The sequence below is a fragment of the Limnohabitans sp. genome (assembly GCF_038134685.1).
Lineage (GTDB): Bacteria > Pseudomonadota > Gammaproteobacteria > Burkholderiales > Burkholderiaceae_C > Limnohabitans_A.
Window position 1 is genome coordinate 67361 of record NZ_JAYPVP010000008.1, and the last position, 24430, is coordinate 91790.

At 60.4% G+C, this 24430-nt stretch carries 23 protein-coding genes; 10 read left to right on the plus strand and 13 right to left on the minus strand.

Annotation, left to right across the window (positions count from 1 at the left end; all coding sequences use genetic code 11):
* Window positions 1–2 precede the first annotated feature (2 nt).
* A complete protein-coding gene (locus AAFM15_RS05275; RefSeq protein ID WP_341685656.1) occupies window positions 3–1286 on the minus strand; it encodes a DUF4113 domain-containing protein in 1284 nt (427 codons plus the stop codon).
* Window positions 1287–1400: 114 nt separating this feature from the next.
* Here AAFM15_RS05275 and AAFM15_RS05280 point away from each other — a divergent pair, with 114 nt between their 5' ends.
* On the plus strand, window positions 1401–2360 hold the full coding sequence (locus AAFM15_RS05280) for a putative transporter (RefSeq protein ID WP_341685657.1): 960 nt from the start codon (window positions 1401–1403) through the stop codon (window positions 2358–2360).
* 20 nt (window positions 2361–2380) lie between these two features.
* Window positions 2381–2824, plus strand: coding sequence for an SRPBCC family protein (locus AAFM15_RS05285; RefSeq protein WP_341685658.1), 444 nt, complete (start codon window positions 2381–2383; stop codon window positions 2822–2824).
* Here the strand turns inward: AAFM15_RS05285 and AAFM15_RS05290 are convergent, their stop codons facing one another.
* Entirely contained in the window at window positions 2825–4513 is a 1689-nt protein-coding gene (locus tag AAFM15_RS05290; RefSeq protein ID WP_341685659.1) for a SulP family inorganic anion transporter, read from the minus strand.
* A 46-nt stretch (window positions 4514–4559) separates the two neighbouring features.
* Here AAFM15_RS05290 and AAFM15_RS05295 point away from each other — a divergent pair, with 46 nt between their 5' ends.
* On the plus strand, window positions 4560–5111 hold the full coding sequence (locus AAFM15_RS05295; RefSeq protein WP_341685660.1) for a thermonuclease family protein: 552 nt from the start codon (window positions 4560–4562) through the stop codon (window positions 5109–5111).
* On the opposite strand, the gene AAFM15_RS05300 is transcribed toward AAFM15_RS05295, so the two are convergent.
* The 3 genes from AAFM15_RS05300 to gpmA form a co-directional block, all read right to left on the minus strand.
* A complete protein-coding gene (locus AAFM15_RS05300) occupies window positions 5094–5852 on the minus strand; it encodes a HesA/MoeB/ThiF family protein (protein ID WP_341685661.1) in 759 nt (252 codons plus the stop codon). The genes AAFM15_RS05295 and AAFM15_RS05300 overlap by 18 nt on opposite strands.
* 5 nt (window positions 5853–5857) lie before the next feature.
* Window positions 5858–7294 (minus strand): S41 family peptidase, encoded by a 1437-nt coding sequence (locus AAFM15_RS05305; protein ID WP_341685662.1) that lies wholly within the window; start codon window positions 7292–7294, stop codon window positions 5858–5860.
* A gap of 96 nt (window positions 7295–7390) precedes the next feature.
* The gene (gene gpmA, locus AAFM15_RS05310) at window positions 7391–8128 is read right to left on the minus strand and encodes a 2,3-diphosphoglycerate-dependent phosphoglycerate mutase (RefSeq protein ID WP_341685663.1); all 738 of its coding nucleotides are present in this window, start codon (window positions 8126–8128) and stop codon (window positions 7391–7393) included.
* A gap of 110 nt (window positions 8129–8238) precedes the next feature.
* Between gpmA and AAFM15_RS05315 the strand changes: the two genes are divergently transcribed.
* From AAFM15_RS05315 to AAFM15_RS05330, 4 genes are all read left to right on the plus strand, one after another.
* Window positions 8239–8643: a rhodanese-like domain-containing protein gene (locus AAFM15_RS05315; RefSeq protein ID WP_341685664.1), complete on the plus strand. Its 405-nt coding sequence runs from the start codon at window positions 8239–8241 to the stop codon at window positions 8641–8643.
* A gap of 20 nt (window positions 8644–8663) precedes the next feature.
* Window positions 8664–8924 (plus strand): glutaredoxin 3, encoded by a 261-nt coding sequence (gene grxC / locus AAFM15_RS05320; RefSeq protein ID WP_341685665.1) that lies wholly within the window; start codon window positions 8664–8666, stop codon window positions 8922–8924.
* A 34-nt stretch (window positions 8925–8958) separates the two neighbouring features.
* Complete coding sequence (gene secB, locus AAFM15_RS05325; protein WP_341685666.1) at window positions 8959–9405, plus strand: protein-export chaperone SecB; 447 nt, start codon at window positions 8959–8961, stop codon at window positions 9403–9405.
* A gap of 72 nt (window positions 9406–9477) precedes the next feature.
* Window positions 9478–10431 carry an NAD(P)H-dependent glycerol-3-phosphate dehydrogenase gene (locus AAFM15_RS05330; protein ID WP_371833085.1) on the plus strand — a complete coding sequence of 318 codons (954 nt, stop codon included), beginning with the start codon at window positions 9478–9480 and terminating at the stop codon, window positions 10429–10431.
* Window positions 10432–10463: 32 nt separating this feature from the next.
* Here AAFM15_RS05330 and panC read toward each other — a convergent pair whose 3' ends face one another.
* The 6 genes from panC to metG all read right to left on the minus strand — a co-directional run bounded on the left by panC (window position 10464) and on the right by metG (window position 17259).
* On the minus strand, window positions 10464–11312 hold the full coding sequence (panC, locus tag AAFM15_RS05335) for a pantoate--beta-alanine ligase (RefSeq protein ID WP_341685668.1): 849 nt from the start codon (window positions 11310–11312) through the stop codon (window positions 10464–10466).
* Between the two features lie 18 nt (window positions 11313–11330).
* Window positions 11331–12221 (minus strand): 3-methyl-2-oxobutanoate hydroxymethyltransferase, encoded by an 891-nt coding sequence (gene panB, locus AAFM15_RS05340; RefSeq protein ID WP_341685669.1) that lies wholly within the window; start codon window positions 12219–12221, stop codon window positions 11331–11333.
* A 58-nt stretch (window positions 12222–12279) separates the two neighbouring features.
* Window positions 12280–13134 carry a ScpA family protein gene (locus AAFM15_RS05345; RefSeq protein ID WP_341685670.1) on the minus strand — a complete coding sequence of 285 codons (855 nt, stop codon included), beginning with the start codon at window positions 13132–13134 and terminating at the stop codon, window positions 12280–12282.
* A gap of 37 nt (window positions 13135–13171) precedes the next feature.
* Window positions 13172–13375, minus strand: a complete 204-nt coding sequence (locus AAFM15_RS05350; RefSeq protein WP_341685671.1) for a DUF3460 family protein — start codon at window positions 13373–13375, stop codon at window positions 13172–13174.
* A gap of 38 nt (window positions 13376–13413) precedes the next feature.
* Window positions 13414–15105 (minus strand): SulP family inorganic anion transporter, encoded by a 1692-nt coding sequence (locus AAFM15_RS05355; protein ID WP_341685672.1) that lies wholly within the window; start codon window positions 15103–15105, stop codon window positions 13414–13416.
* A 96-nt stretch (window positions 15106–15201) separates the two neighbouring features.
* Window positions 15202–17259, minus strand: coding sequence for a methionine--tRNA ligase (metG, locus tag AAFM15_RS05360; RefSeq protein ID WP_341685673.1), 2058 nt, complete (start codon window positions 17257–17259; stop codon window positions 15202–15204).
* 79 nt (window positions 17260–17338) lie between these two features.
* On the opposite strand from metG, the gene apbC reads away from it, so the two are divergent.
* Complete coding sequence (gene apbC / locus AAFM15_RS05365) at window positions 17339–18427, plus strand: iron-sulfur cluster carrier protein ApbC (RefSeq protein WP_341685674.1); 1089 nt, start codon at window positions 17339–17341, stop codon at window positions 18425–18427.
* 15 nt (window positions 18428–18442) lie between these two features.
* Here apbC and AAFM15_RS05370 read toward each other — a convergent pair whose 3' ends face one another.
* Together AAFM15_RS05370 and AAFM15_RS05375 are read right to left on the minus strand one after the other, a co-directional pair.
* Complete coding sequence (locus AAFM15_RS05370; protein WP_341685675.1) at window positions 18443–20005, minus strand: benzoate-CoA ligase family protein; 1563 nt, start codon at window positions 20003–20005, stop codon at window positions 18443–18445.
* 64 nt (window positions 20006–20069) lie between these two features.
* Window positions 20070–21641 (minus strand): 3,4-dehydroadipyl-CoA semialdehyde dehydrogenase, encoded by a 1572-nt coding sequence (locus AAFM15_RS05375; RefSeq protein WP_341685676.1) that lies wholly within the window; start codon window positions 21639–21641, stop codon window positions 20070–20072.
* Window positions 21642–21762: 121 nt separating this feature from the next.
* On the opposite strand from AAFM15_RS05375, the gene AAFM15_RS05380 reads away from it, so the two are divergent.
* Together AAFM15_RS05380 and boxC are read left to right on the plus strand one after the other, a co-directional pair.
* Window positions 21763–22680 carry a helix-turn-helix transcriptional regulator gene (locus tag AAFM15_RS05380; protein ID WP_341685677.1) on the plus strand — a complete coding sequence of 306 codons (918 nt, stop codon included), beginning with the start codon at window positions 21763–21765 and terminating at the stop codon, window positions 22678–22680.
* Window positions 22681–22795: 115 nt separating this feature from the next.
* Window positions 22796–24430, plus strand: a 1635-nt coding sequence (gene boxC, locus AAFM15_RS05385; RefSeq protein WP_341685678.1) for a 2,3-epoxybenzoyl-CoA dihydrolase, incomplete at its 3' end; no start/stop codon positions are given.

Sequence of the window (24430 nt, forward strand, 5' to 3'; positions counted from 1 at the left end):
GCTTATCGTTCCGTTTCCAGGTCCGGAATCCGGTTGAAAGCGATGCGCATGGGCGCGGTGTCGAGAGCATGGTGGGCGCTGGCAAAGTACACCGTATTTTTGCCGTGCGCACGGTTGAGAGCATCCACGGCCGCCATGAGCCGTGCGCGGTCGCGTTGCACGGGGTGGTTTTGCACCCGCTGGTTTGTACGCTGCTGGGTTGCTGCCATGTCGGGCTGCTCAAACAAATCAGGTGTGTGCTGGCTGGCCAGCACCAGGCCTCCCAATTGAATACCCACCATCAGCGGGCGCGGCAGCAAGTGCAGGCCACTGAACCACAGTTGCTCCATCGCATGAAGCAAGATGGCCGTGTCCTGTGTCTCACCCAGCTGCGTGATCCGTTCGCCACCGTTGTGATGTGGCCCGCGGTGGGCGCAGCGTACAAACACCTGCATGCTGGTGGCAAAAAAGCCTTGCTTGCGCAGCCGCATCGCGGCCTTTTGTGTCAAGCGGTGCAGCACTTGTCGGGCGCCCTCGGGTGTGCGCAGCTCGGGCGGCAGCACATGCGAATGCCCCAGCGAGCGCGCCGTGGTCGCTCGTGGCCCGTACCACTGGCCGCGCAGCTTGTCGTACATGTCCGACCCTGCCAGTCCCCCCCAGGCTGTCACCAGCACATCGCGTGGCGCGGCATATAGCGCTTGCATGCTGTCAATACCGCAGCGTGACAGCCGCTGGCGCATGCGCGGACCAATGCCCTGAATGTCCGAGAGCTTCAGATGGAACAAACGCTGCGGCAGCTCGTGCAGCTCGATCACGGTCAAGCCATCGGGCTTGTGCATGTCGCTGGCCAGCTTGCCCAGCAGCGTGTTGGGTGCAATTCCGATCGAGCTGCGCAAATAAGCCCCCACGCTGCGCTGCAGCTCGGCCTTGACCTGCTTGGCCAGTTCCACGGCGCGCTCACGCTCGCGCCAGCGGCCCGTCAGCTCGCACTCCATCTCGTCAATCGACAAGACCTGCCGCACGGGCGCAATGCGGTCTACCGCAGCCACGGCCAGCTGGTGTACCTGCACGTATTTGGCATGGTCGGCCAGCACAAAGTGAATGTTTGGGCACAACCGCCGGGCCTCGGCTACGCCTGTGCCAGTCTTCACGCCAAAGGTCTTGGCTTCCACACTGGCGGCAATGCAGCAAGACGATTCGGCCATGACCGGCAACACTCCCACCGGACGCCCGCGCAAGGCGGGGTTCAGCTGCTGTTCGACGGAGGCGAAATAGCTGTTGAAATCGATGAAAAGTGTGCGCAACATAACTGTTTATTTATACAGCATTATGTCGCTCGATACTGGATTTGCCGCACACGCATGCAAAGATCTGCCTCGCTCCTACTAAGATGCGTGCATTCATACACAGAAAAAAGCTCTATGTTTCGCAGTTTCTTTTTGGATCGACGCTGGGCCTTGTGGGCATGGGGTGGTTTGGCGGTCCTGATGGCCATTGTGTTCATCACGGTGCAGCAGACGGTTCGGCTCAATGCCTGGTACGGCCAGTTTTACGATTTGCTGCAAAAGCCTGAGCAGGCTGGTGGCTTGGGTAAGTTCTGGGGCTTCATGCAGCAGTTTGCGTGGATCGCTTTTCCCTACATGCTGTTGCGCAGTTTCGAGGCCTATCTGGCCTCGCACTACGCGTTTCGCTGGCGTCAGGCCATGACCGAAGCGTACTTGCCTCGCTGGCAGCGTACGTTTGAGACGGTGGAGGGGGCCTCGCAGCGTATTCAGGAAGACTGCATGCGTTTTGCCCGCCAGACCGAAAACCTGGGACTGGGTTTGGTGCGTGCGGTTTTGACGCTGGCCTCATTCATTCCCATCTTGTGGGGCTTGTCCAAAGGTATTGCCATCGAGTGGCTCAAGTTTGACGGCTCATTGTTCTGGGTCGCGTTGACCACGGCGTTAGGCGGCACTGTGTTGTCGTGGTTTGTGGGTATTCGTTTGCCTGGGTTGGAGTACAACAACCAGAAGACCGAGGCGGCCTTGCGCAAGGAGCTTGTCTATGCCGAAGACGACCGTGGCCGCATGACGCTTGCAGGCACCATGGAGTTGTTCATGGGCGTGCGCTTCAACAATTTCCGCTTGTTCAACCACTATGCCTACTTCAACCTCTGGAGCAATCTGTACGGGCAGACCATGATCATCTTCCCGTACTTGTTGATGGGCCCCTCGCTGTTCTCCGGGATCATCACGTTGGGTGTGATTCAGCAGGTAGGCAATGCCTTTGGCAAGGTCAACGATGCCTTTTCGTACCTGATTGACCGCTGGACGGATATCACCGAGCTGCGCTCCATCCACAAACGTTTGACCGAATTCGAAAAAGCACTGGCCGTGTGATTCGCCCCCAGGAGTGTTGTATGCCCCATACCGTCCGTTTCCAGCGCGTATTGCGCGCCCCCGCAGAGCGGGTGTACCGTGCTTTCACAGACCCGGATGCCATGAACAAATGGCTACCGCCACATGGGTTCACAGGTCGTGTGCACGAGATGGATGCACGTGTGGGTGGGGGCTACCGCATGTCGTTCACCAACCTGTCGAACGGACAGTCGCACAGCTTTGGGGGTGTGTATCTTGAGCTGGTGCCGGGCGAGCGTATCCGGCATACCGATCGTTTTGATGACACGAATTTGCCGGGCGAGATGGTCACTACTATCGACCTGAAAACCACTTCGGTAGGCACCGAAGTGAACATCGAGCAATCAGGTATTCCCGACATGATTCCGGGCGAGGCCTGTTGTCTGGGTTGGCAAGAGTCCTTGCAGTTGCTGGCTTTGCTGGTGGAAGTCGACATTCCGGCTTGATCAAATCGCCGCGGCCGCCATATCGTTGGGTACTGGCTCCAGCGTACGCAGGGCCTGCAATGCTTCTGCATCGGTTCGGTACAGCCTCAAATGGCTGTCGTCATGCTGGAGCAGTCCAGCACGCTTCAGGGTTTTTTCCACGGGAAGTTTGATGCCGCTGATGTGCAGCACCACACCTCGTTTGCGCAGTTGCCGCAGCAGTTGGGCAAAGGCCTCAACGCCCGTGGCGTCAATGCGGTTGATCGGCTGAGCGAACAGGCACACATGATGCACGAGGTGCTGTTGGCTCAGATGATCTCCAATCGCACGCTCGAGGCTGCTGGCTGCGGCGAAGTCGAGTTCGGCGTCCATGCGCAGGGCATACAGCTGCGGAGCAAGGGGGGGCAACTTCCACAGGTGACGATCACGCAGGGAGCCATCGGGGTGCAGGCCCACCTCGATGATGCGCGGATGCAAGCGGGTGTGTAAGAAATGACTCAACCCCAGCACGACACCGGTGAGGACGCCCCAGTACAGGCGCGGCGCGGACAACAAGGTCACGGCAAAGGTGATCGCGGCTGTGCTGGCTTCGATGCGGTCGATACGCATCAGTTGCACAAATTTGTGGGGTTGGAGCAAGTTGTACACCGCTGCCACCACAATACCCGCCAAAACAGCGTGGGGGACCAGGGCCATCACAGGCGTCAGGAACAGCAAGGCCAACACCACAATGACCACTGAAAAAAGGGCGGCCCAGCCGGTTTTGGCGCCGGCGTACAGGTTCAGCGCCGAGCGACCAAACGAGGTGCTGGTGGGGAAAGCACCGCTCAGACCCGACAACAACTTGGCCAGGCCCTGGCCAATCAGGTCTTGGTCCTGGTCCCAGTGTTTGCCCAGACCATCGTTATCTACCTTGGCGCTCGATGCGGTTTCCAGAAAGCTCACCAAAGTGATGACCATGGCGGGCATCAGCAGTTGTTTGAACATCTCCCAGTCCAGCACGCCTGGCCAGTACAGCGAGGGAAGCCCCATCGGCAATGGGCCTACCACGGCCAGTCCGTTGGCAGGCAGGTGGCTCCAGTGCACCGCAGCCGCGCCTGCGAGCATGACCAGCAGCACCGCGGGAAATGTGGGTTTGAAGCGCTTGCTCAGCATCAGCGCGGCTACGGTGCCCAAGCCCATGGCCAGGGCTGGCAGGTTCCAGCTGGCAGGGCTTGCACCAGAGGCCCAACCGGAAGGCATGCCCAGCAAAGCAGGCACTTGCGAGGCGATGATCAGCAAGGCTGCGCCTTGGGTAAAGCCTGTCAGCACAGGAGAACTCACCAGATTGAGCAACCAGCCAAAGCGCGCAAAACCTAAAACCACCTGCATGATGCCGGTCATCAAGGCCAGCCACACGGCCAGATTGACCCATTGGGCACTGCCCGGTTCGGCAAGGCCTGTGAGCGATGCCGTGACCAGCATGGCCGTGAGGGCCGTAGAGCCGACAGACAGACGCACCGAGGCACCCATCAAGGTCGCGGCCAACGCCGGCAGCACTGAAGCGTAAATGCCGGTGATCGCAGGCATCCCTGCCAGTGCCGCGTAGGCTACGCCTTGCGGAATCGTCATCAGGCCCACGCTCAGCCCGGCAAAAGCATCGCTTTTGAGCTGTTGCGCATTAGGGCGGGGCCATGCCAGAAACGGCAGGCGGCGGGCGGGCTTGTGCATGCCCGTATCGTACAGGCAGACGCGACAGACACGGCACAATCGGTGCATGACACGGTTGAACTTCAAGCAAACATGTGCCCGATCATTGCTGCTCGTGATGTTGGCGTGGGCGCCTGTGAGCGGGTTTGCCAAGCCTGTACTTTGGGATGGCTTTGTCAGTTGGGTGCTCGATGGAGATACCTTGACGTTTCTACCTCAAGGCCAAAGCACATCGGTGCGGGTGCGGCTCGATGGCATCGATGCGCCCGAGTCGTGTCAGCCTGGGGGCGAGGATGCACGCAACGCATTGCTGGCGCTCGTGTACAAACAAACGGTACAGATCAAGGTCTGGCGCGAAGACAGCTACGGACGCTGGATCGGCACGGTCTATCGTCATGGACAGGACGTGAACGAAACCATGGTGCGTCAGGGATGGGCCTGGGCTTACAGTTTCAGGGTAGGCAGGGGCCCCTATGCTCAAGCGCAGCGTCTGGCGCAAGATCAACGATTAGGCGTGTTTGTCGATAAGCACGAAGCCATGGCACCGCCTGTGTTCAGGCGCTTTCATGGCAGTTGTCATCTTTCAGACGACAAGCAAGACTCAGGCTGGGTGCGTTGAGCCGCAAACAGGGCACTGCGGGTTGCGGGCCATGCGAATGTCGCTCCAGCGCAAGTCGCGCCCATCGAGCATCAGCAAGCGCCCGGCCATGGCACTGCCTATGCCGCTGGCGATCTTGAGTGCTTCTGCGGCCTGTATGGTGCCGATGATGCCTACCAGCGGCGCAAACACGCCCATGGTGGCGCAACGTACTTTTTCAGGAGCTTGTTCAGGGGGGAAGATGCAGGCGTAGCACGGGTTATGGGGTTGTCGGCTGTCAAACACAGAGACCTGGCCGTCCATCCGGATGGCCGCGCCTGAGACCAAAGGTTTTCCATGACGCACACAGGCGGCGTTGACGGCCTGCCGGGTGGCAAAGTTGTCGCTGCAGTCCAGTACCACGTCCATGCTGGGCAGCAGTTCGTTCAAAAGTGTGTCATCGGCGCGCTGCACACGTGGGATCACCTGCACATCGGGGTTGATGGCCGCAATCGCTTGGGCAATGGAAGAAGCTTTGTCCTGACCCACCCGGTCCAGGGTATGGGCAATCTGGCGCTGCAGGTTGGTGGCATCGACCTGATCGTGGTCCACCACCGTGATTTTGCCCATGCCCGCACTGCCCAGGTACAGCGCAGCAGGGGAGCCCAGGCCACCGGCCCCAATGATCAGGGCATGGCTGGCGAGCAGTCGCTCCTGCCCCTCGATGCCTAACTCGTCGAGCAGAATGTGGCGTGAGTAACGCAGCAGCTGCCCGTCATCCATACCCATCAATCTTTCTTGGCTTCTGTGCGTTCGGCCAGCGAGGTGCTGACCTTGACGGTTTCGCCCTTGAGCTGGTGCATGGCCTGGATCAGGCGGAAGTCCTTGTCTGAGCCAAATTCGGGCAGTCGCGGCATGTCCTGTGGTTTTTTGGACTGCTCTTCCAGTTTCTTGATGGCTTGCTCGCGGGCCTTTTCGCGGGCCAGGTCTTTCATTTCCTTGCCGTTGCTCAGGTGGCCTTCAAGGTCTGCTTCGCGGGTGTAGAGTGCGGCATACAGGTTGCCGTTTTCGGTTTCATCGACCATCACGTCTGGGACGATGCCTTTGGCCTGAATGCTGCGGCCACTTGGGGTGTAGTAGCGGGCGGTGGTGATCTTGACGGCAGTATCCGGCCCCAAGGGGCGTACGGTTTGCACCGAGCCTTTGCCAAAAGTCTGGTTGCCCATCACGGTGGCCCGTTTGTGGTCTTGCAGGGCTCCAGCGACAATTTCGCTGGCAGAAGCCGAGCCTTCATTCACCAGGACCACAAGCTTGACGTTTTTCAGCGCACCCTGTGTGGACTGGGTCAGCGATGCAATGGGGTCATGCCCCAAATGGCGGCGCCAGAATTTCGGGTCCGCACGATAAGTGAACTTGCTGTCCTCAAGTTGTCCGTTGGTCGATACCACGACCGCATTGTCAGGCAGGAATGCAGCAGACAGGGCCACGGCCGCGTCCAGCAAGCCGCCCGGGTCATTGCGAAGGTCCAGCACCAGCCCCTTGAGCGGACCGTCCTTGTACAGGTCCTGCACCTTGCGGGCGAAGTCCTCCACCGTCCGTTCCTGGAATTGCGACACGCGCACCCAGCCGTAACCTGGCTCGATCAGCTTGGCCTTGACCGATTGGGTCTTGATTTCTTCACGCACGATGGTGACGCTGAACGTCCGGTTCTCATCCTTGCGGTAAATGCCAAGCACGACCTTGGTGTTGGGCTCGCCGCGCATGCGCTTGACAGCCTCGTTGAGCGACAGACCTTTGACCGCTGTGTCATCTACTTTGGTGATCAGGTCGTTGGTCTTGAGGCCGGCGCGGAAGGCAGGCGAGCCTTCGATGGGTGAGACCACCTTGACGAGACCGTCTTCCTGCGTGATTTCGATGCCCACACCGACAAATTTGCCTGAGGTGCCTTCAGAAAATTCCTTGAAGGTTTTTTTATCAAAGTACTGCGAGTGAGGGTCAAGGCTGGAAACCATGCCCGAGATGGCATCGGTGATGAGTTTTTTCTCATCGACCGGCTCGACATAGTCGGACTTGACGATGCTGAAAACTGCGGCCAGTTGCTGCAACTCTTCCAGCGGCAGTGGCACCATGTTGCTGCGTGCAACGGTTTGCAAAGAAAAGGTCATCAGCGCCCCGGTCAAGGCGCCGATGCTCATCCAGCCGGCAATTTTCAGTTTTTGTCCCATAGTCCCTGGTCTGTTGTCGTCGGGCGTTGGCCCAATGTCTGGGCCAATATACACCCGCTCACGCCCTGCGATCGGGTGCTTCGCGAAAGACCTTGATCAGGCCTTGCCTTGGCTGGCCACAGCAGCGGCGGCCTTGGCTGCGGCTTCGGCGTCGCCCAGGTAGTAGTGGCGAATGGGTTTGAGGTTCTCGTCCAGTTCGTAGACCAGCGGGATGCCATTGGGAATGTTCAAGCCCACGATGTCGCTGTCAGAAATGTTGTCCAGGTACTTGACCAGGGCGCGAATCGAGTTGCCGTGTGCAGCGATCACCACGCGTTTGCCCGAACGGATGGCGGGGGCGATGCTGTCGTTCCAGGCGGGCAGCACCCGGGCGACGGTGTCTTTGAGGCATTCGGTCAGTGGTACGGCATCGGCATCGGGGTAGCGGCGGTCGTTGCGTTCGCAGCGGGGGTCTGTCGCCTCCAGGGCAGGTGGCGGCGTGTCGTAGCTGCGACGCCAGACCAGCACCTGTTCGTCACCATACTGCTTGGCCATGTCGGCCTTGTTCAGACCCTGAAGCGCACCGTAGTGGCGCTCGTTGAGGCGGTAATCCTTGACCACAGGCAGCCAGGTGCGGTCCATCTCGTCCAGAGTCAGCCACAGGGTGCGGATGGCACGTTTGAGCACGGAGGTAAAGCAGATGTCAAAGTCCCAGCCTTCGGCCTTGAGCAACTGGCCAGCCGACATGGCTTGTTGCACGCCCACGGGGGTGAGGTCGACATCGGTCCAGCCGGTAAAGCGATTTTCCAGATTCCAGGTGGATTCGCCGTGGCGAATGAGGACGAGTTTGTACATGATCAGTGCAGCGAAAAGCGTTCAGATAAAAGGAATAGACTGCACATTTTAGAATGCAGGGGCACCGACCCACTGACGGGTCGGATTTTTCGCTCAAAAAGGAATCTGTTGTGAAATTCTTGCTGGACAACTGGATGTTGATCGCGATCGCGATCACCTCCGCAGTGGCTTTGTTTTTGCCTGTGATGCGCAAGGGAGGTGGTGGCCTCAATGCGGCGCTGGCGGTGCAGTTGATCAACCGTGAAAAAGCGGTGGTGATCGATGTGTGCGAGCCTGCCGAGTATGCAGCCGGCCATGTCGCCGGTTCGCGCAACATTCCTTTGGGGTTTCTGGAGCAGCAGCTCGAGGGTAGTGTCAAGAACAAGTCCACGCCTGTGATTTTGGTCTGCCAGGTGGGCGCTCGAGCTGCGCGTGCTGCTTCCATCGCTCAAAAACTGGGCTATACCAACGCGCAAGCTCTCAGTGGCGGCTTGCGCGCCTGGCGTGACGCCCAGTTGCCAGTTGAAAAAACCTGACTGCCAGCAGGAGAGACACCATGCAAACCGTCAAGATGTACACCACTGCTGTATGCCCTTACTGCGTGCGTGCGAAACAAATCCTCAAGGCACGTGGTGTGCAGCAGATCGACGAGATCCGCGTGGACACTGCACCCGAGTTGCGTGCCCACATGATGGAAATCACCGGTCGCCGCACCGTGCCGCAAATTTTCATTGGTGACACCCATGTGGGCGGCTGCGATGATTTGATGGCGCTGGACGCCCGAGGCGGACTGTTGCCCCTGCTGCAGTCGGCATAATCCCTGTTTATTTCTTCTTCACGAGACTTCTTTCATGACTGACGCTGTCGCCGACTCCAATCCTGTTTTCCAGATTCAACGTGTTTACCTGAAGGAAGCTTCGCTGGAACAGCCCAACTCCCCTGCCATCTTGCTGCAGCAAGAGCAGCCATCGGTCGATATTCAGCTGGGCGTGGAAGCCACCCCTGCTGCTGACGGCGTCTACGAGGTCTGCGTATCTGCCACCGTGCATACCAAGATCGCCGACAAGACCGTGTTCCTGGCCGAGTGCAAGCAAGGGGGCATCTTCGAGATCCGCAACCTGCCTGAAGACCAGATGGGCCCGATCATGGGCATTGCCTGCCCTCAGATTGTGTATCCCTACCTGCGTGCCAGCATGGCCGACCTGATCACCCGTGCGGGCTTCCCGCCCGTGCACCTGGCCGAGATCAACTTCCAGGCCATGTACGAGCAGCAGCAAGCCGGCGCCACGGCGCAGTAATTTCTGTTTCAGGCTGTTGTGAGCCCTCGCATCACCTTCATTGGCGCTGGTGCCTGGGGCACGGCGCTGGCCATGGCTGCGGCGCGTAATGCGCCTCAAGCCGAGGTTTGCCTGCATGCCCGCGATGCAGCGCAAGCGCAGGCCATGAACAGTGCGCGCGAAAACGCCCGCTACTTGCCCGGTCTGGCTTGGCCGCAGGGCCTGCAAGCCATCAGCGGCCCTTTGGGCGAACGAGTGGCCGCATCAACAAGCGAAGACCTCTGGGTGGTCGCTACCCCCATGGCCGGGTTGCGTGAAACCCTGAGCATCTTGCGCGGCACGCCAGCCCCTGTCGCTTGGCTGTGCAAAGGCTTTGAAGCCAGCACGGGACTCATGCCTCACGAAGTGCAGGCTCAAGTAGCCCCCGAGCTGTTGGCCGGGGCGTTGAATGGCCCCAGCTTTGCCCAAGAAGTGGCGAAAGACCAACCTACTGCCTTGGTGGCTGCCAGCGCGCATGCGCAAGTGCGCGACATGCTGGTACGTGTGTTTCATGGGCATCATTTACGGGTGTATGCCAACGACGACATTGTGGGCGTGGAGGTGGGTGGTGCCGTGAAAAACGTGTTGGCCATCGCTACTGGCTTGTGCGATGGTCTGGGGCTGGGTTTGAATGCCAGGGCCGCCCTGATCACCCGTGGGCTGGCCGAAATGACGCGCCTGGGCGTGGCTCTGGGAGCGCGCGCCGAGACTTTCATGGGGCTTTCTGGTCTGGGTGATCTGGTGCTCACGGCTACAGGGGATTTGAGCCGAAACCGCAAAGTCGGTGGCCTGCTGGCGCAGGGCCTGAGCCTGCAACAAGCGGTGGAATCCCTGGGCCACGTGGCAGAGGGTGTTTACAGTGCACGCACTGTAGTGGCTCGGGCGCAGAGCTTGGGTGTGGACATGCCGATCGCGCAGGCGGTGGTCCAGTTGCTGGACGGACGCTTACAGGCACCGCAAGCCGTTCAGGTCTTGATGGGCCGCGACCCCAGAGGCGAGGGCCTCTAAGGCTCTTTGTCATTGTCTTTGGACGGCGTCGTTCAAATTTCCAGGTTGTCGATCAGGCGGGTTTTGCCCAGTCGGGCTGCGCCCAGCACCACCAGTGCATCGCCAGCTTGTGGGCTTTGCAGGTCTTCGCGGCGGCGCACGGTCAGGTAGTCGGGTTGCCAGCCCCGTGCTTGCAGATCCTGCATGGCGCGCGCTTCCAGTGTGGGCAAGTGTTCTGCCAGGGCGTTGGCGCTGGCTTGGGCTTGGCGGCCCAGATCGCGCAAGGCCAGATGCAGTTGCAAGGCCTGTTGGCGTTCTTCTGGCGACAAGTAGCTGTTGCGTGAGCTCAGGGCCAGGCCGTCTTCTGCACGAATAATTTCACCGCCGTGGATGTCGATGGGTAGCGCAAACTGTTTGACCAGCTGGCGAATGACCATGAGCTGCTGGTAGTCCTTTTTGCCAAACACGGCAGCGCCTTGCGCTTTGCCGGCAAACACGCTCATGAACAGCTTCATGACCACGGTAGACACGCCGGTGAAAAAACCAGGGCGAAAATGTCCTTCCAGAATGTCGCCCAGACTGGTGTCAGGGTGGACCTTCACGGTTTGCGGTTGCGGGTAGAGATCGGTCTCCCTGGGCGCAAAGACCAGGTCGCAACCTGCAGCTTCGAGCTTGGCGCAGTCATCCTGCAGCGTTCGGGGGTAGCTGTCAAAGTCTTCGTGCGGCAGGAACTGCAGGCGGTTGACGAAGATGCTGGCCACCATGCAGTCGCCCAAGGGTTTGGCCTGGCGTACCAGGGCCAGGTGGCCTTCATGCAGATTGCCCATGGTGGGCACAAAGGACGGACGCTGGGCCTGGGCCAGTTGCAGGCGCAGGTCTTCAATGGAGTGAACGATCTTCATAAGCGAAAGGCCATGCCTTTACCAGGCATGCAGCTTGTTGTCAGGGAAGCTGCCGTTTTTCACAGCGGCGACGTAGTTGCTCATGGCGTGCTGTACGCTGTCGGCGCCATGCATGAAGTTGTGTACGAACTTGGGGTTCTTGCCCAGGTTGATGCCCAGCATGTCGTGCATGACCAGCACCTGCCCAGCTGTGCCGTTGCCCGCACCAATGCCAATGGTGTGGCAACGGGGCAGTTCCTGGGTGAGGGCGGTAGACAAAGGCTCGGGCACCATTTCCAGCACCAGCATGGTGGCACCTGCATCCTGAAGGGCAAGCGCATCAGCACGCAACTGTGCCGCACTGCTGTCATCGCGACCTTGTACGCGGTAGCCGCCCAAGGCGTGAACGGTTTGAGGTGTCAGGCCCAGGTGGGCGCAAACCGGGATGCCACGTTCGACCAGAAAGCGCACGGTCTCGGTGGTCCAGCCACCGCCTTCCAGCTTGACCATGTGCGCCCCCGCCTGCATCAGTAGGGTGGCGCTGCGCAGGGCTTGCTCCCGCGATTCCTGATAGCTGCCAAAAGGCAGGTCACCAATGATCCATGCGGTGCCTTGTACGCGACGAATCCCGCGGGCCACACTTTCTGTGTGGTAACGCATGGTCTCCAGTGTCACGCCCACGGTGCTGGGTAAACCTTGGCAAACCATACCCAGAGAGTCTCCCACCAGAATGCATTCCACACCCGCTGCATCGGCTACGGCAGCGAAAGTGGCGTCGTAGGCGGTCAGCATGGTGATCTTCTCGCCACGCTGACGCATTTCCTGCAGGCGCGGCAGGCTGATCGGCTTGCGCGCAGCCACCGGGGAGGCGGGGGGCAGGGTGCCATAAGGGGTGGCAGTGGTCTCGCGGGCAGTGCTGTTGGAAGTCATGGCAGCGGTACGGTGTCCGTTGGAGGTAGATGCACCCAAGTGTAGCGGTGCCGGGCGGTCAATTGGGTGTGTAGGCCAAACGCACGTAAATTGGAGCAAAGGCCTCAGCCTGGGTGATTTCGATCAGGGTTTCCTTGGCCAGCTCCAGCATGGCGATAAAGGTTACCACCATGACCGGTACACCTCGACTGGGGTCAAACAGGTGTTCGAATTCGATGAAGCGGCGACCTTGCAGCATTTTGAGCACATGGCTCATGTGCTCGCGCACGCTGAGCTCTTCTCGGCTGATCTTGTGGTGCTGTACCAGTTGCGCACGCTTGAGGATGTCGCGCCAGGCCGATTGCAATTCGTCCATGCTGACGTCCGGAAAGCGCGGTTGCAGGCTTTGCTCGATGTAGACCTGTGCCTTGAGAAAGTCGCGGCCATATTGGGGCAGCTCGCTGAGCTGGGCGGAAGCCATTTTCATTTGCTCGTACTCGAGCAGGCGGCGCACCAGCTCTGCGCGCGGATCTTCGGCTTCTTCGCCTTCTGCCGTTTTCTTGGGCGGAAGCAGCATGCGCGATTTGATTTCGATGAGCATGGCAGCCATCAGCAGGTACTCGGCCGCGAGCTCCAGGTTACGCGAGCGGATTTCATCCACATAGCTCAGGTACTGGCGCGTGACGCCGGCCATGGGGATGTCGAGGATGTTGAAGTTCTGCTTGCGGATCAGGTACAGCAGCAAGTCCAGCGGGCCCTCAAAGGCCTCCAGAAAGACTTCCAGCGCGTCAGGCGGGATGTACAGGTCGGTTGGCAGCGCAAACAGGGGCTCGCCATACAGACGGGCCACAGCCACGTGGTCTACGACATCAGGCGTAGCGCTTGCTGTGTCTGCTGATGCAGACAGGTCCAGCGCGTCTTGCTGCGTGCTCATGGGACAAGAGTGGTCTCAGATAGGGCCACAAACAGGTTCAGGCCTGGGTCTGGTAGACGTAGGGCTTCTGGGCCACACGAGCAGCACGATAGTCTTTTTGGGCTTGCAGGTCCACCTGTTTGTCCCACAGCAGGGCACGGCCTTCGCGCTGCTCTTTGGTCAGTTCAGGACGGCTGGTCTTGAGCTGGTTGATGAACTGGGTGGTGTCGGACTGGTAGTCGGGGCGGCGGAAAATGTTCATGAGGTTACTTTTGTAAGCTGTACCGATAAGCCCTGATTTTACTGGGCGACGCCGGGCTGAACCTGACGGCCAAATGCAATGGCACGGGCCATGCCTGCCGCCAGGTCGGGTTCGAGCTGTTGTTGCACCAATTGCAGCAAGCCGCTGCGTTGGGCAATGTCCATGGGCTGGTGCATCAGTCCGCACACAATCAGCTCCACGTCTTTCTTTTTACAGGTGTGGATCAGGTTAACCAGCGCATCCGCGCCGCTGGAGTCCACATAAATCACGTTTTTCAGATCCAGCACCAGCACACGGGTCTGCAAGTTGTCTTCAATGGCTTCAATCAGTTTGACGGCCCCGAAGAACAGTGCGCCATACATCCTCCAGGCCTGGACTTGCGCGGGCTGCTCGGCCAGTTCGGGGTAGTCCTTGAGGGGGACTTCTTCGCTGCGGCTCAGGCTGGAGATGCGGTAAATGAAGGTCAGGCAGGCTGCAACCAGTCCGGCCTCGACCGCGACCGTCAAATCAAAGACCACCGTGAGGAAAAATACGGCCAGCAATGTGATGCGGTAAGGCATGCGGAACTGGCGCAGATGCACGAACTCACGCCACTCGCCCATGTTCCAGGCCACGAACAACAAGATGGCTGATAGCGCCGCCAATGGAATATTGGCCGCCAGCGGCGCAGCCACCACCAAAATGGCCAGCAGTGTGACGGCATGCACCATGCCCGAGATGGGTGAAGTGGCACCGCTCTTGATGTTGGTGATGGTTCGGGCAATGGTGCCGGTGGCAGGCATGCCACCAAAAAATGGTGTCACGAAGTTGGCCACGCCTTGGGCCATCAGCTCCTGGTTGGAGTTATGGCGGTCATCAATCAGGCCGTCAGCCACGCGGGCGCACAGCAGCGACTCAATGGCGCCCAGCAAAGCTAGAGTGAAGGTGGGCATGATCAGAAAGCGCACGGTTTCCCAGGAGAACTCGGGCCATTGCAGCACGGGCAGACCAGAAGGGATGCTGCCAAAACGTGAGCCAATGGTTTCGACTGGCAGCGACAGACTCCAGGTGGCCAAAGTGGCAAAGACCAGCGCAATGATGGAGCCAGGTACGCTGGCCAGCCACGCATAAGGTGTACCTTCCAGTCGGCGTCCCACGCGCACCCAGCCGACCACCAGCGATAGCGAGCCCAGCGCGACCAACACTGCTGCAAAGTTGAAGCTGTGCAGATGGGTCCACAGCGCGTTCAGGATGCCAAAGAAGTCGGCGGGCATGTGGGCAATGTCCAGGCCCAGAAAGTCCTTGACCTGCGAGAGCATGATCAGCACCGCAATGCCGTTGGTAAAGCCAATGACCACGGCCACGGGGATGAACCGGATCAGGGTGCCCAGGCGAAAAAGGCCCATCAAGAACAGCAACACACCAGACATGGCGGTGGCAATGATCAGGTTGGCCACGCCGTAGCGGGCCACGATGTCGTACACGATGACGATGAAAGCGCCTGCGGGCCCGCCAATCTGGACCTTGCTGCCGCCGAGCAAGGAAATCAGAAAGCCTGCGATGACAGCCGTAAAGATGCCCGCCTCGGGCTTGAGGCCGGAGGCAATGGCAAAAGCCATGGCCAAGGGGAGGGCAACGACACCAACGGTGAGTCCAGCTCCTACGTCTTGCCCCAGACGCTGCCGGTTGTAGCCCTTCAAACTGTCGAGCAGACGCGGACGAAACAATTGTGTGGCCTGGCTCCACTGCATGGCTTGTCTCCAGGATGGGGGATATTTGCCCATCTCATTAAGAGGGGCATTATGCGCCTGCCCTGTGGGGGACAGACGCATGCAGGGCTAGAACGCTCAGTGAATGCGCATGCCTGGCTTGGCACCAGGCCAGGGGTGGAGCACGTGAATGCCCGGTTCAGCCTTTTCATCGGCATGGCTGGCGGCCAGCACCATGCCTTCGGACACGCCGAACTTCATCTTGCGCGGCGCCAGGTTGGCCACCATCACCGTCAGCTTGCCCACCAGGTCTTCGGGCTTGTACATGCTGGCGATACCGGAGAACACATTGCGCGTGCGGCCCTCGCCCACGTCCAGCGTCAGGCGCAGCAGCTTGGTCGAGCCTTCGACAGCCTCGCAGTTGACGATCTGGGCGATGCGCAAATCGACCTTGGCGAAGTCGTCGATAGAGATGGTGGGGGCGATCTCTTCGCCGCCCGGAACGACTTTCTCGGGCTCGGGGGCCGCCGGAGCTTCAAACAGCGCATCCAGCATCTTCGGGTCCACGCGCTGCATCAGGTGCTTGTACTCGCCAATCGCGTGGCCGGCGCCCAGCGGCGCGCCGGCGTTGGCAAAGGTCATGGGGCCGATGTTCAGGAAAGCCTCGACCTGCGCGGCCAGGCCCGGCAGCACCGGTTTGAGCAGCACGGTCAGCACCCGGAAGGCTTCGATGCAGGTGCTGCACACATCGTGCAGGCGGCCTTCCATGCCTTCTTTCTTGGCCAGCTCCCAAGGCTTGTTGGCGTCCACGTATTCATTGACGCGGTCGGTCAGCGCCATCACATCCCGCAAGGCCTTGGCGTAGTCGCGCTCGGCCAGCAGCTCGGCAATCGGGGCAATGCCGTCACGCAGGTGGGAGAGCAGGGCGTCGCCGTCGGCCGAGACTTCGCCCAATTTGCCGCCAAAACGCTTGGCGATGAAGCCCGCCGAGCGGCTGGCGATGTTGACGTACTTGCCGATCAGGTCCGAGTTGACGCGGGCCTGGAAGTCATCGGGGTTGAAGTCCACGTCCTCGTTGCGGCCGTTGAGTTTGGCGGCGATGTAGTAGCGCAGCCACTCGGGGTTCATGCCCAGACTCAGGTATTTGAGCGGGTCCAGGCCGGTTCCGCGGCTCTTGCTCATTTTCTCGCCGCTCACCGTCAGGAAGCCGTGCACGAACACCGCGTTGGGCACCTTGCGGCCCGAGAAATGCAGCATGGCGGGCCAGAACAGGGTGTGGAAGGTGATGATGTCCTTGCCGATGAAGTGGTACTGCTCCACCTTGGGGTCGGCCATGAAGGCGTCAAAGTCCCGGCCGGTCTTGCCGAAGTAGTTCTTGAGCGAAGCCAGATAGCCGATCGGCGCGTCCAGCCACACGTAAAAGTACTTGCCCGGTGCGTCCGGAATCTCGATGCCGAAGTAGGGCGCATCGCGGGAAATGTCCCAATCACCCATCTTGGGCTTGCCGTCTTCGCCAGGTTCGATCCACTCGGCAATCTTGTTGAGCACCTCGGCCTGCACGGCGCCGCTGTTGGTCCACTGGGCCAGGAAGTCCAGGCAACGCTTGTCCGAGAGTTTGAAGAAGAAGTGCTCCGAGGTGCGCAGCACCGGCGTGGCGCCGGACAGGGCCGAATACGGGTTCTTGAGTTCGGTGGGGGCGTACACGGCGCCGCAGCTTTCGCAGTTGTCGCCATACTGGTCCTTGGCGCCGCACTTGGGGCATTCGCCCTTGATGAAGCGGTCGGGCAGGAACATGCCCTTGTCGGGGTCGTAGAACTGCTCGATGGTACGGGTCTCGATCAGACCCTGCTTTTTCAGGTCCAGGTAAATCTGCTGGGCCAGTGCGTGGTTTTCCGGGCCGTCGGTGCTGTGCCAGTTGTCAAAGGCGATGTGAAAGCCGTCCAGATAAGGCTTGCGACCGCCCGCAATGTTGGCCACGAACTGCTGGGGCGTGATGCCCGCCTTTTCGGCCGCGATCATGATGGGCGCGCCGTGCGCGTCGTCGGCACAGACAAAGTGCACCTCGTTGCCCTGCATGCGCATGGTTCGCACCCAGATGTCGGCCTGGATGTACTCCATGATGTGGCCGATGTGGAAGTTGCCGTTGGCGTACGGCAGGGCGGTGGTGACGAAAAGCTGGCGGGGTGCGTCGGACATGGCTTTAGGGATTTATGCTTGCAAACCTCCGATTTTATGAGTTGTCGCTACACTGCCTGCTGTTTTGAGAAAGACCCCCATGGCCACGCCCGAACAATTGCTCCAAGCCCTGCAAACCGTCATCGATCCGAACACCGGCAAGGACTTTGTGTCCACCAAGCAACTCAAGAACCTACAGGTTGACGGGGGCAAGGTGTCTTTCGAGGTGGAGTTGGGCTATCCGGCCAAAAGCCAGATCGCAGCCCTGCAGGCGGCTTTGGAAGCTGCGGCCAAGACTGTGGCCGGGGTGCAGCAGGTGTCGGCCACGGTCGGCACCAAAATCATTGCGCATCAGGTGCAGCGCGGTGTTCAACTCTTGCCGGGCGTGCGCAACATCATTGCCGTGGCTTCGGGCAAGGGCGGTGTGGGTAAAAGCACCACTGCAGCCAACCTGGCGCTGGCGCTGACCGCCGAGGGCGCGCGCGTGGGCGTGCTGGATGCCGACATTTACGGCCCCAGCCAGCCCATGATGCTGGGCGTCAGCGGTCGCCCCGACACGCACGATGGCAAAACCATGGAGCCGCTGGAAAACCATGGTGTGCAGGTCATGTCGATTGGTCTGCTGGTCGATCCCGACGATGCCATGATCTGGCGCGGCCCCATGGCCACCCAGGCGCTGGAACAGTTGCTGCGCCAGACGAACTGGAAAGATCTGGACTACCTGATTGTGGACATGCCGCCTGGCACCGGCGACATCCAACTCACGTTGTCCCAGCGCGTGCCTTTGACCGGTGCGGTGGTGGTGACCACGCCGCAGGACATTGCCTTGCTGGACGCCCGCAAAGGCATTCGCATGTTCGAAAAAGTGGACGTGCCAATTTTGGGATTGGTTGAAAACATGGCCATGCATGTGTGCTCCAACTGCGGCCATGTGGAACATATTTTTGGCGCTGAAGGCGGCAAGAAAATGGCCGCCGAGCTGGGCCTGGATTTTTTGGGCGCTTTGCCACTGTCCATGGGCATTCGGGTGCAGGCCGACAGCGGTCGCCCCACGGTGGTGGCCGAGCCCGACAGCGAAGTGGCGGGCATCTACAAGGCCCTGGCGCGTCAGGTGGCCATTCGTGTGGCCGAACGCGCCAAGGACTTTTCCAGCAAATTCCCGACCATCACCATCAGCAAGAACACTTGATCGGGGCAGGGCGCGTCAACCGCGCTCGCGTTCCAGATCGCGCAAGCGGAAGCGCTGGATCTTGCCGGTGGCGGTTTTTGGCAATTCGTCCACAAACTCCATGAAGCGCGGGTATTTGTAGGGCGCCAGGCGTTCCTTGACGAAGGCCTTGACCTCGTCTTCGCTCAGGCTCTGCCCGGCCTTGAGCACAATGAAGGCCTTGGTCTTGGTCAGGCCATCGCTGTCTTCCTTGCCAATCACGGCGGCTTCCAGAATGGCCGGGTGTTGCACCAGCGTGGCCTCGACCTCGAATGGGGACACGTAGATGCCACTGACCTTGAGCATGTCGTCGTTGCGACCAGCGTAGGTGTAGTAGCCGTCAATGTCGCGGGTGTATTTGTCGCCGCTCTTGGTCCATTCGCCACGGAACGTGTCGCGCGATTTCTCGCGGTTGTTCCAGTACATCAAAGCGCTGCTGGGGCCTTTGATGAACAGGTCGCCAATCTGGTCGTGGCCGGTGACCACCGAGCCGTCTTCGTTGCGCAGCTCCACCTCGTAGCCTTCGACGGGTTTTCCTGTTGTGCCGTAACGCACATCGCCCGGGCGGTTGGACAGGAAAATGTGCAGCATTTCGGTCGAACCGATGCCGTCGATGATTTCGCAGCCAAACTGCGCGGTCCAGCGCTCGCCAATGTCGCGCGGCAAGGCTTCGCCTGCAGATGAACACATGCGCAGGGCCACTTGCGACTTGGCGGGCAGATCGGGGCTGGCCAGCATGCCGCCGTAACCTGTGGGTGCGCCATAAAACACGGTCGGTTGGTGATCCACCATGCGCTTGAACACGGCTTGTGGAGTGGGGCGCTCGGCCATCAGCACGACGGTTGCGCCTACGCTCAAGGGGAAAGACAAGGCATTGCCCAGGCCATAGGCAAAAAACAGTTTGGCGGCCGAGAATACGGTGTCGTTTTCGGTCAGGCCGAGCACGGGTTTGCCGTACAACGCTGCCGTCCAGAACAGGTTGCCCTGGGTATGCACCGTGCCTTTGGGTTTACCGGTCGAGCCTGACGAATACAGCCAGAACGCAGGCTCATCCACATGCGTGCTGGCGGGCACGCCTGACTGGCCTTGGGCGACCACGGCAGCCATGTCTACTGCACCGGCTGGCAAGGGCTGCGCAGAACGGGAAACCACCAGGTGTTTCACTTCATGCCCACCCAGGTCGAGCGCTGCCTGCAATGTGGGCAGCAAGGCGGCAGACACCAGCGCAGCTTGCGCGCGGCTGTTGCCCATCATGAAGGCATAGTCTTCGGCAGTGAGCAAGGTGTTGACTGCCACTGGCACCACCCCTGCGTACAGGGAGCCCAAAAAGGCCACCACCCAGTCGCTGCTGTCGTGCATGAGCAGAAGCACGCGCTCTTCACGTTGCAAGCCCATTTTTTGCAGGCCGCTCGCAAAGCGACGCACCTGTTCAGCCAATTGGCCGTAAGTGAGCTGACCGGCATCGTCGATCAGCGCGATTTTGTCGGCGCGTTTGGCGTTGGCAGCCAGCAGGTGCTGGGCGAAATTAAAGTTGCTCTCGGGCGGCTGAACGTGGGGCATGGGTGTCTCCGGGGATCTGTTTTGTTTCTATTGTGCGGGTACTTGAGGTCGGGGCGTACAGGGTTTACAGCGGCAAGGTCACCCCTTGCGCAGCCAGCAGATCCAGCGCCTGGCTGCTGCCCTGGATGGCGGCGCGGCGGTGGTAGAAGTTCAGGGCGCGCAGGCCGCCCAATTCTTCGCCGCCACCGGCGCGGCCCGGGCCACCGTGCAGGCTCATCGGCATGACGTTGCCGTGGCCCGAGTGCAGGGCTGCGACATCGGGCGAAATCGCATGCACCCGGCCATGCCAGGCCGCCAGCTGCAGGCTGACCTGGGCGGTGAAGGCGGGGTCTTCGCTGTACACCGAACACACCAGCGAGCCTTCGCCACGGCGGATCATGGCCAGGGCCTGCTCGGTGCTGTCATAGGGCATGAGGGTGGCCACAGGGCCGAACACTTCCACGCTGTGCAGCACCTGGGCTTGTTCGGGCTGGCGATGGCCCAGCAGCACAGGGGCCACGCAGGCCGAGGTGTCGGCAGCATCCACCAGTGCAGCGGTGTTGCCGTCAAAGAGTACATCGGCTTCGGTCTTGAGCTGGGCCAGGCCCGCCAGCACAGCGGCTTTTTGCTCGCTGCTGACCAGTGCGCCCATGCGCACCGATTCATTTCGGGGGTTGCCCACACTGGTTTTGCACAGCTTGGCGGCAATGGCTGCAGCGGCGGCGTCGTACACGGCGCGTGGCACAAAAATACGGCGAATGGCGGTGCACTTTTGGCCGGATTTTTGTGTCATCTCTCGCACCACCTCGGTCACCAGCAGGTTGAAAGCCTCGCTGCCTTCGGTGGCGTGCGGGGCCAGCAGGGCGGAGTTGATGCTGTCGGCTTCGATGTTGCAGCGCACCGAGCGCTCGCTGACTGCCGGATGGCTGCGGATGATGCGCCCGGTTTCGGCCGAGCCTGTGAAGGACACCACATCGAAGGGCTGCAGCTGGTCCATCAGCCCCGCAGACGAGCCGCAGATGACCGACAGGGCACCTGCTGGCACCACGCCGGCATCCACCACGTCCTTGACCATGCGCTGCGTCAGCCAGGCGGTGGCGGTGGCGGGTTTGACAATGACCGGAACCCCCGCCAACAAGGCTGGAGCCGCTTTTTCCCACAAGCCCCAGCTGGGGAAGTTGAAAGCGTTGATGAACAGGGCCACACCTTCGGTGGGGACCTGGATATGTTGCGTTTGGTAAGCCGGGTCCTTGGCCATGCGGATGCGTTGGCCATCGAGCAGGCATTTGGCTTCGCCCAGTGCAGCACCTTGCTTGGCGAAATAACCCAGGGTGTAGATGCCGCCGTCAATGTCCACACCCGAGTCGCGGGTGGTAGTGCCGGAGTTGGCGGTGGAGATGGCGTAGTACTCGTCGCGATGGGCCTGCAGCACTTCCACGATCTTGCCCAGCATGGCGGCGCGCTGGGCATAGGTCATGGCGCGCAGGGCCTGGCCGCCTTGCTCACGGGCAAAGGCAAAACCTTCGGCCAGATCCACACCTGCGATCGAAACGCGCACCAGCTCTGTGCCCAACACCGGGTCGAACAAAGGGATGCCTGCGCCTGTACCGGTTTGCCAGCGGCCAGCGAAGAAATTGGGGAGCAGTTCAGTAGTCATGAAATAAAAGACTGTTCAAGTCGGTGCGTTGAAGGTATAAATGCACTATCGTGCCTGCTGCGCAGTATGCAGTAAAGTGCATGTTATGGCCAGCATAAAAACACAGGGAATACCCTAGTTCATGACAACAACCACTGAATTTTTGAATCCGACCCAGACCCCGGACGAGCAAGGCAGACACCCGTTCCTGGAGTCCCTGGGGGAACGTGTGCGCACCTTGCGCTCACGCAAGGGCATGACCCGCAAAGCTGTGGCCATTGCCGCCGATGTGTCCGAACGCCACTTGGCCAATCTGGAATACGGCATGGGCAATGTGTCGGTGCTGGTGCTGTTGCAGGTGGCGCAGGCGCTGCAATGTTCTCTGGCTGAACTGCTGGGCGATATCTCTACCTCTTCTCCTGAATGGCTGCTTATTCGTGAACTGCTGTCCAAGCGCAGCGAAGCCGATTTGCGCCGTGCGCGTGTGCAGTTGACGGACTTGTTTGGTGAAGGGGGATCGCAGCAAGACCGCGCCAACCGCGTGGCCCTGATAGGCCTGCGTGGTGCTGGCAAAACCACGCTGGGACAACGCCTGGCGGACGATCTGGGTTTTCCTTTTATTGAGCTTAGTCGCGAGATCGAGCAGTTTGCGGGTTGCCAGATCAGCGAGATTCATAACCTCTACGGGGCCAACGCTTACCGTCGCTACGAGCGTCGTGCGCTGGAAGAGGCGATACAAATCTATCCCGAAGTGGTGATCGCCACGCCAGGGGGGCTGGTGTCCGATTCGAGCAATTTCAACTTGCTGCTCTCGCACTGCACCACGGTGTGGTTGCAAGCCGATGCGCAAGACCACATGTCACGCGTGGCGGCCCAAGGTGACTTGCGCCCCATGGCGGCCAGCCGTGAAGCGATGGAAGACCTCAAGCGCATTCTCGATGGTCGGTCGGCCTTTTATTCCAAGGCTGACTTGACCATCAACACAAGCCTGGGGGATGTGCAGGCGGCGTTCGCTCAACTGCGCAAAGAAGTCCGAGAGCACCTGCATCTCAAAACCTAGGGAAATCCCTATAAAAAGAAATAAAATGCATATTGCCGACATCTGAAACATGCAATAAACTTCACCTCAACGTGCAGCCCAATGCATTTTCTGAACCCAACCGGAGGCAACAGCCATGACAAGCACCAACCCGCAGGTCAATTACCAGACCTCACCCGCGCAGTACAAACACATTCAGTTGACCGTGGATGGTGATACCGCCACGCTCGGCCTGAACTTCAATGAAGACGCCGGCATCCGTCCGGGCTACAAACTCAAACTCAACAGCTACGACCTGGGCGTGGACATTGAGCTGCACGACGCGCTGCAGCGCATCCGTTTCGAGCACCCGCAAGTGCGCACCGTGGTGGTGACCAGCCTGCGTGACCGTGTGTTCTGCTCGGGCGCCAATATTTTCATGCTCGGTGTTTCCAGCCACGCCTGGAAAGTGAACTTCTGCAAGTTCACCAACGAAACCCGCAATGGTATTGAAGACTCCAGCCGCCACAACGGCCTGAAGTTCATCGCTGCTGTCAACGGCGCTTGCGCGGGTGGCGGCTACGAACTGGCCCTGGCTTGCGATGAAATCGTGTTGGTGGACGACCGCTCCAGCGCCGTGTCCCTGCCCGAAGTGCCTCTGTTGGGTGTGCTGCCCGGTACCGGTGGCCTGACCCGTGTGACCGACAAGCGCCATGTGCGCCACGACTTGGCCGACATCTTCTGCACCAGTGTGGAAGGCGTGCGCGGTCAAAAAGCCGTGGACTGGCGCCTGGTTGACGCGATCGCCAAACCCGCCGTGTTCCAGCAAGCCGTCAAGGACCGTGCACAAAAACTGTCTGCCAACAGCAACCGTCCGGCCTCAGCCAAAGGCGTGGCACTGACACCCCTGAGCCGCACCATCGAAGCCGATCGGGTGAGCTACACCTATGTCACCGTGGAGATGGACCGCGTCAAGCGCACGGCCACCTTTACCGTCAAGGCGCCCACCGCTGCCGTGGCCGCTGATATCGCGGGTATCGAAGCCGCAGGTGCCAACTGGTGGCCTCTGCAAATGACGCGTGAACTGGATGACGCCATCCTGCACATGCGCACCAATGAACTGGAACTGGGCACCTGGCTGCTCAAGACCCAGGGCCATGGCCCCGATTCCAGCGCTGCCGTGCTCGCCGCAGACGCCGCCGTGCTGAACAACCAGGACCACTGGTTTGCTCGCGAAACCCTGGGCTACATGCGTCGTACGTTTGCTCGCATGGACGTCTCTTCGCGCACACTGTTTGCCCTGATTGAACCCGGTTCCTGCTTTGCAGGGTCGCTGGTCGAGCTGGCCTTCTGCGCTGACCGTGCCTACATGCTGGTGCTGCCCGATGAGCCCGAAAAGCAACCCGCACTGACACTGGGTGAAATGAACTTCGGCTACCTCCCCATGGTCAACGACCAGTCGCGCTTGCAGCGCCGCTTCTATGAAGAAGCGGCGCCTATGGAAGCCGCCCGCGCTGCCGTTGGTCAGGCGCTGGACGGCGACGCTGCCTACAAGCTGGGCCTGGTCACTGCGGCGCCTGATGACATTGACTGGGACGATGAAATCCGTCTGGCCCTCGAAGAGCGCGCCGCCATGTCGCCTGATGCCCTGACCGGTCTGGAGGCCAACCTGCGCTTTGCGCAAAAAGAGAACATGCTCACCCGCATCTTCGGTCGACTGACCGCCTGGCAGAACTGGATCTTCCAGCGCCCCAACGCCGTGGGCGAAAAGGGTGCCCTCAAGGTCTACGGC

Excerpts from the sequence above, each read along its gene's own strand:
- AAFM15_RS05350 (WP_341685671.1), bottom strand. The coding sequence starts at position 13,375 with ATGAACATTTTCCGCCGCCCCGACTACCAGTCCGACACCACCCAGTTC.
- grxC (WP_341685665.1), top strand. The coding sequence starts at position 8,664 with ATGCAAACCGTCAAGATGTACACCACTGCTGTATGCCCTTACTGCGTG.
- AAFM15_RS05380 (WP_341685677.1), top strand. The coding sequence starts at position 21,763 with ATGACAACAACCACTGAATTTTTGAATCCGACCCAGACCCCGGACGAG.
- AAFM15_RS05330 (WP_371833085.1), top strand. The coding sequence starts at position 9,478 with ATGGCTGCGGCGCGTAATGCGCCTCAAGCCGAGGTTTGCCTGCATGCC.
- metG (WP_341685673.1), bottom strand. The coding sequence starts at position 17,259 with ATGTCCGACGCACCCCGCCAGCTTTTCGTCACCACCGCCCTGCCGTAC.
- AAFM15_RS05295 (WP_341685660.1), top strand. The coding sequence starts at position 4,560 with ATGACACGGTTGAACTTCAAGCAAACATGTGCCCGATCATTGCTGCTC.
- AAFM15_RS05355 (WP_341685672.1), bottom strand. The coding sequence starts at position 15,105 with ATGCAGTGGAGCCAGGCCACACAATTGTTTCGTCCGCGTCTGCTCGAC.
- panC (WP_341685668.1), bottom strand. The coding sequence starts at position 11,312 with ATGAAGATCGTTCACTCCATTGAAGACCTGCGCCTGCAACTGGCCCAG.
- AAFM15_RS05345 (WP_341685670.1), bottom strand. The coding sequence starts at position 13,134 with ATGAGCACGCAGCAAGACGCGCTGGACCTGTCTGCATCAGCAGACACA.
- AAFM15_RS05370 (WP_341685675.1), bottom strand. The coding sequence starts at position 20,005 with ATGCCCCACGTTCAGCCGCCCGAGAGCAACTTTAATTTCGCCCAGCAC.
- apbC (WP_341685674.1), top strand. The coding sequence starts at position 17,339 with ATGGCCACGCCCGAACAATTGCTCCAAGCCCTGCAAACCGTCATCGAT.
- AAFM15_RS05300 (WP_341685661.1), bottom strand. The coding sequence starts at position 5,852 with ATGGATGACGGGCAGCTGCTGCGTTACTCACGCCACATTCTGCTCGAC.
- panB (WP_341685669.1), bottom strand. The coding sequence starts at position 12,221 with ATGACTTCCAACAGCACTGCCCGCGAGACCACTGCCACCCCTTATGGC.
- AAFM15_RS05285 (WP_341685658.1), top strand. The coding sequence starts at position 2,381 with ATGCCCCATACCGTCCGTTTCCAGCGCGTATTGCGCGCCCCCGCAGAG.
- AAFM15_RS05280 (WP_341685657.1), top strand. The coding sequence starts at position 1,401 with ATGTTTCGCAGTTTCTTTTTGGATCGACGCTGGGCCTTGTGGGCATGG.
- AAFM15_RS05305 (WP_341685662.1), bottom strand. The coding sequence starts at position 7,294 with ATGGGACAAAAACTGAAAATTGCCGGCTGGATGAGCATCGGCGCCTTG.
- secB (WP_341685666.1), top strand. The coding sequence starts at position 8,959 with ATGACTGACGCTGTCGCCGACTCCAATCCTGTTTTCCAGATTCAACGT.
- gpmA (WP_341685663.1), bottom strand. The coding sequence starts at position 8,128 with ATGTACAAACTCGTCCTCATTCGCCACGGCGAATCCACCTGGAATCTG.
- AAFM15_RS05375 (WP_341685676.1), bottom strand. The coding sequence starts at position 21,641 with ATGACTACTGAACTGCTCCCCAATTTCTTCGCTGGCCGCTGGCAAACC.
- AAFM15_RS05290 (WP_341685659.1), bottom strand. The coding sequence starts at position 4,513 with ATGCACAAGCCCGCCCGCCGCCTGCCGTTTCTGGCATGGCCCCGCCCT.
- AAFM15_RS05275 (WP_341685656.1), bottom strand. The coding sequence starts at position 1,286 with ATGTTGCGCACACTTTTCATCGATTTCAACAGCTATTTCGCCTCCGTC.